Here is a 5,729-nt window from a genome sequence, read left to right as displayed (position 1 = left end):
GTCTTGTCGTAGGTGGCGCCGGTGGCGACGGTCGTGGTGGCATCCAGTGCGGCAGATGTCTGCAGCAGGTTGCCGCTCTTGTCGTAGCTGTAGCTGGTGGCGTTGCCGCGGCCGTCGGTCACGCTCTGGGTCTGGCCCTGGCGGGTGTGCACGGTGGTCAGGGCCACGCCCTCGGGCGTGGTCACCGCGACGCTGCGGTTGGCGAGGTTGTAGCTGTAGCTGGTGGTGTTGAACAGCGCATCGCGTTGGGTGAATACACGGTCAAAGGCGTCGTACTGGGTCAGGTGTTGTCCGCCGAGCGCGTCGGTGGTGATGATCACCCGACCGAGACGGTCGTAGCCGATCTGGCTCCGATTGCCGTTGCCGTCATAGGTGTCCGTGACCCGGCCGAAGGCGTCGTAAGTCCGGCGCTGGGCGATGGCGAGGCTGGCCGCATCGCTCACGCTCTTCGTCTTCAGGCCGCGGCGGTCGTAGCTGGCGGTGTCGGTGACGACGTAGCCGCTCTTCAGTGCGTAGCTGCTGGCGATGGCTTCGCGGAAGGCGTTGTAGGAATAGCTGGTGGTGCTGCCCAGCGCATCGGTGGTGCTGGCCTGGGTGCCGGTGGCGTTGTAGGTGTGCAGGACATGGGTGTCCTTGGCCGCATCGGCGACGGCGGTGAGCTGGCCGGCCAGGGTGGCGGTGTTCAGGCCGCCCGGCGTCGTTGCGCCCAAAGTGACGACATCGACCCGAGTGCCGTAGACCACCTGTTCGGCCAGCAATCCTTGGGCGTTGTACTTGCTCTCGGTGACTTCGCCCAGGGCGTTGACGGTGTAGCGCAGGCGGCCGATGGGGTCGTAGAAGAAGAGCGTGCGGTGGCCGTTGGCGTCGATGGTGCTGGTGCGACGGCCGGCGGCGTCGTAGGCGTGGGTGAGGCCGTTGGCGGCCCACAGGGCGAGCGGGTCGGCGAGCGCGACGGCGTCGCTGCCGCGGCCGTCGAGCTGGCCGATGAGGCGGCCCTGGATGTCGTAGCGCGCGCGGCTGGTGCGTTCGTCCGCCGTGCCCACGGCGGTGGTGGTCTGCACGAGCTGGCCGACGCTGTCGTAGGCGAACTGGGTGACGGTCCCTTCGGCGTTGGTTCGGCTCACCAGCTGGCCAGCGGCATCCCACATCTGCGTGGTGACCTGGTCCCGCCCCTGGAGATCGATGGCCGGGCGGATGCTGTCCAAGGTGGAGGTCGTGCCGACGGCCGATGCCGGGTTGGCGTAGCGGATGCTCCGGGTGACGTTGCCACGGGTGTCGTAGACGGTCTCGGTGAGGAACCCCTCACCATCGACCTGACCGACCAATCGCCCTTGGGCGTCGTAGAGGTTGTAGTTGTGGATGTCCTCCGCACGCAGGCTGGGACGCAGTCCCGCGAGGTCGTAGCTGGCGCGCGCGATGGCGATCGCGGCCATGCGCGCGGGCACGCTGGTGAAGTTGGCGGCCAGGCCCGCGTAGCGGATGGTTTCTCGCAGTTCACCAGCGGCGTTGTACTTGTATTCGGTGAGGTAGCCCTCGGCATCGAGCGTGCCCTGCAAGCGCCCGTCGCGGTTGTACAACTCGGTGACGGTGCGATCTTGCTGGATGTCCAGCGAGGCATAGAGAGTGGTCACAGGTGTGCCCTGAACCACCTGAGTGAAGCCGATCTCGCCGTCGGCGTAATTCGCATCGCCGGTATAGGCAGCGATGACGGTTTGGGAGCCAGGAGGGATGAGCACACCAGAGAGCGTCGCCACACCATTGAGCACGCTGGCCGTTCCGAGGAGGCGTGTGCCGCTGTAGAAGCTGACCAGCCCGCCCGGCGCCGAACCGTTGACGCGTACCGACAGTGCCCCATCGCTGGTGATCGAAGCCGGCGTCAAATTGGTCAACGTCGCAGGGGCCTTCGTGACGGTCACGTCGACAACGATGTTTGACGTCGCGTTGTTGGCATCGCCGGAATACACCGCCTTGATGGCATGCAGGCCCGCGTTCAGATCGCTCACCGTCAAGGTCGCCCGGCCGTTGACCAAAGCTACAGAGCCCAGCAACCTCGCGCCATCGTAGAAGCTGACAGTGCCACCCTCCGGCCTTCCTTGACCAGTGGCCGTAGCCACGAGATCGACAGGCAACCCGCTCACTTGTGTGCCGGGCGTGACGGAAAGCGCGACAGAACTCGGGACCGGCTGCGCAACAATCACCTGAGAGAGGCTGCTCGAACTGGATGTCTTGTAGTTCGTATCGCCGGCATAGCTGGCGGTGATGTTCAGTGTTCCGGAGGGAAGATTGCTCACTGTCAAACTTGCCACGCCGTTGACGACGGTTCCGGTCCCGATGGCGACGCCATCACGGTAAAACGTCACAACCCCGCTGGCAGGCGGCCCCGCGAAAGAGTATCCGAGACTGGCGTAGTAGGTCGCCTGAGTCGTGCTTGGGGCAATGCGGGCAGTGATCGTCAGAGGCGCGCCGACTGCCGCCTGTGGCCTGCTTGTGTCGAGTTTGATCTCCGTTGCGGCAGAAGAAATCACTGTCTTCTTCATGCTCGTCCGCGCAACAATGCCATCTGCCCCGCCCGAGTGCATCACAGTCAGGTAATGATTGCCAACGGAAAGCCGCTGAATCAGCGCGGTGAGTTTTCCATTGCCAGACACGTCCCCGGGAAGGAAGCTGCCTATCAGTTGTCCATTGTCAAAGACGCTGTAAATACCGGTGCTGAAAGGAGCGCCGTTAATGGCAAACGGCAGCTGTGCTGGATAACCGACCTCACCACTTCCCTCGGAATTCATTGTCATGACAGTTGTGTTAACTGAAGGCGCAACGCTTCCAGTTCCAACCGGTACGCTCAAATCCTGAGCGGTGACGCTGGACAGATACTTGGTATCCCCCGAATAGACGGCCCGCACGGCAGCATTCGACGGAACGAAGAAGGTCTTAATCTCCGCCCGCCCATTCACCACATTGGCCGTCCCAAGATGGGTCGTACCGCTGAAGAATGCCACCATTCCCCCGGACGCCCCCCCTGAAATCTGTGCGCCGAAGACGATTGGGTTGCCGGCCTCGGCCGGCCTCACCGGCGGATCCAGCGTGATCGTGGTCGCGGCTTTGACTACCGACTGCTGGGCCGTTGCAATGCTGAATGCGTTCGTGCCATCGCCTTGGTAGACAGCACGCAAATTCGCAATACCCAGCGGTAGCTGAGTTGTCGTCAAGCTGGCTTGCCCATTGACAATCGCACCGGTACCCAGGAGCTGGCTCCCGCTGTAGAAGTCGACTGAGCCCGTCGCCAACGGCGTCCCCAATGTCGACCCAACCACCGCAGTCAGGGTAATCGGTGCCCCGTACGCGACGGACGGCTGAGAAGTCGTCAGCGTGGTCGTCGTGGGAGTCACTTGCGTGGAGGCCCAGATTTGCTGGGAAGTGCTCGAGGCAGTCCCGTTGTAGTTCACGTCACCTGAATAGGTGGCCGTGATGTCGCTCTCGCCAAGCGGGAGGTTGCTCACCGTCAAAGTGGCCAAGCCATTCGCCACAGTCCCGGTCCCGATGAACGCCCCATTGCGGTAGAACGTGACCGTGCCACTCAAAGGCGGGCTGCCAGAGTCCCATGCTCCGGCTCTCGCGACCTTTGCGGACAGTGTTACGGGTGCGTCAAGAACGCCCACGGCAATCGACGACGTCAGGCTGAGGATCGTGGCGGCTGGTTGAACATTGATCTGCAGCGTGCCGGAGGCTGAACTACTGCCTGCATCGGCGGCATATACCACCGTCAAGGAGTGCGACCCTAGAGACAAGAGCGGCAACGTGAAGGTATTGCTGCCCCCCGCTCGACCGGCCGCGATCAAGGTTTGTCCTTCAAAGATGCTGAAAGTCCCGCTGGGCGACTGTGTGCCGGACACGCTGGCACTGATCTGAACCAGATCCGTGGTGGCATTGGGAGAAGTCACAAGCACCGCGCCGGGTTGCACCACGGGAGATGTGACGCCCGGCGTCCATCCAGGGGTAGGCGTGCCCGCAACCGTATCGACTCCACTCCACCATTTGGGCGTACCGTCGGCCGTTCTGATCACCAGGTTGCCGTCGTCCTGCAGATAGAGCCGCTGGGCGCCCTGATTCCAAGTGCCTGAGTTCCAGACCGGAACGTCGCCGTTCACATTCTTGTAGACAACAAGATTTCCATCGGGCTGAAAGAACGCACGTGTCGCGCCAGAGCCGCCTGTCTGGGTATGCCAGACCGCCTGCATGCTTTCCTTGCGGTCATAAACGACGAGATTGCCATCGCCCTGGAAAACAAGCTGGTAGCGGCCACTCGGGGAAAAGATCGATTGCCCAGCCGTCAGTGTCTCCCCAAGCTCAAGCGAAGAGGCGAACGGAGAAACCTGAAGCGTCGGGCCCTGCGTGATCACACTGGCCCGATTGGCCGTGTCTCCCGAATAGGCCGCGCTCAGCATCATGTTCACGCCAACGGGGAGCAGTGCCGTCGTCAGCGTAGCTTGTCCATTGATCACCGAGGCTGTGCCCAGTAAGGCACCCCCTGCAAAGAACGTCACCAGTCCACTCGGAGCAGCACCTGCAACGTTCGCGGTCAGGGTCAAAGGGTTGCCTTGCCTCGTCGCTGTTGCGGAGGAAGCTAGCGTGATGGTGCTCGGCGAAGGAAGCGTTTGCCCGGAGGCATTGACCGTGCGACTGCCTTCATTGGTCGCATCACCGCTATACACAGCCTTGAAAGGCGGCCCACCAAGCAGCACCGCCTGGTCATAGGCGCGGACCTGCAGTGTCGCGATGCCGTTTACGACCGTTGCCGTGCCGATCACGACGCTACCACTGTAGAAGGTCACCGTGCCTGTAGGCGAAACCGGCGTTCCACTTTGAGATTTGACGCTGGCAGTCAGCGTGATGGTCTGCGCAATGCCAATGCCATTCGCAACCGTGCTTTCCAGCTTCGTGACCGTAGGGGCCAGCGTTACGGACAACGACCGTGACGCCATGGTGGACGCATGCGCCGCATCGCCAGCGTACTCAGACCGGATGCTCCAGACGCCTACAGGCAGGCTCGATAGAGTCAGTGCCGCCAGCCCGTGCACGGCCGTGGCTGTACCGATGAGCGTCGTGCCGTTGTAGAACCTGACCTCGCCTGTGGCTGCCGCCAACCCGGGCGGCAGCGTAGTGGTCAACGCAACCGAGATCGTGACTGCCTCGCCATATGTTGCGGTGCTCGATGAGAAAGTCAGCGCCCCGATGGTCGTCGCACCGACGACCGTCTTCTGCGACACAGCCGAAACGCTCGGGGGTCGCTGTGTATCGCCAGAGTAGGCCGCGCGAATGCTGTTGATGCCGATGGGCAGCTCGCCGGTTACGAGCGTGGCCTTTCCGTTGACCACGAACGCACTGCCGATAATCGCCTCACCGCTGAAGAACGTGACCATGCCACCTGGATTCACTCCTTCGATGTTCGCCGTGAGCGTGACCGCTGAACCAAAAGGCGCAGGACCTGCATCGACGCCAAGCGTGATGCCGCCAACGGTTGCCGGATTCACCAGCAACTCGATGTTGGCCCCATTGCCCAGTTGACTCACATCGATCGGATTGGCCAATTGCGTCACGCTCAGGATGCGCGACACGCCGTCATAGGTCGTCTGCGTCACATACCCCAGCGCATCCACCTGCCATGTCAGCCGGTTGGCCGTGTCGTAGAAGCGCCAGACAGACCTTCTGGTCCTGAGGCGTGCCCGCCGGCT

General features: G+C 62.7%; 1 protein-coding gene. It reads right to left on the bottom strand.

The genetic code is table 11. The features are described 5' to 3' along the window. A partial coding sequence (locus tag AC1DXX_RS32910) for an Ig-like domain repeat protein (protein WP_478138397.1) occupies positions 1–5,729 on the bottom strand: 5,729 nt, incomplete at both ends.

The sequence above is a fragment of the Variovorax sp. P4_B10 genome, assembly GCF_056402375.1.
This window is presented reverse-complemented; position numbering and strand designations above follow the sequence as displayed.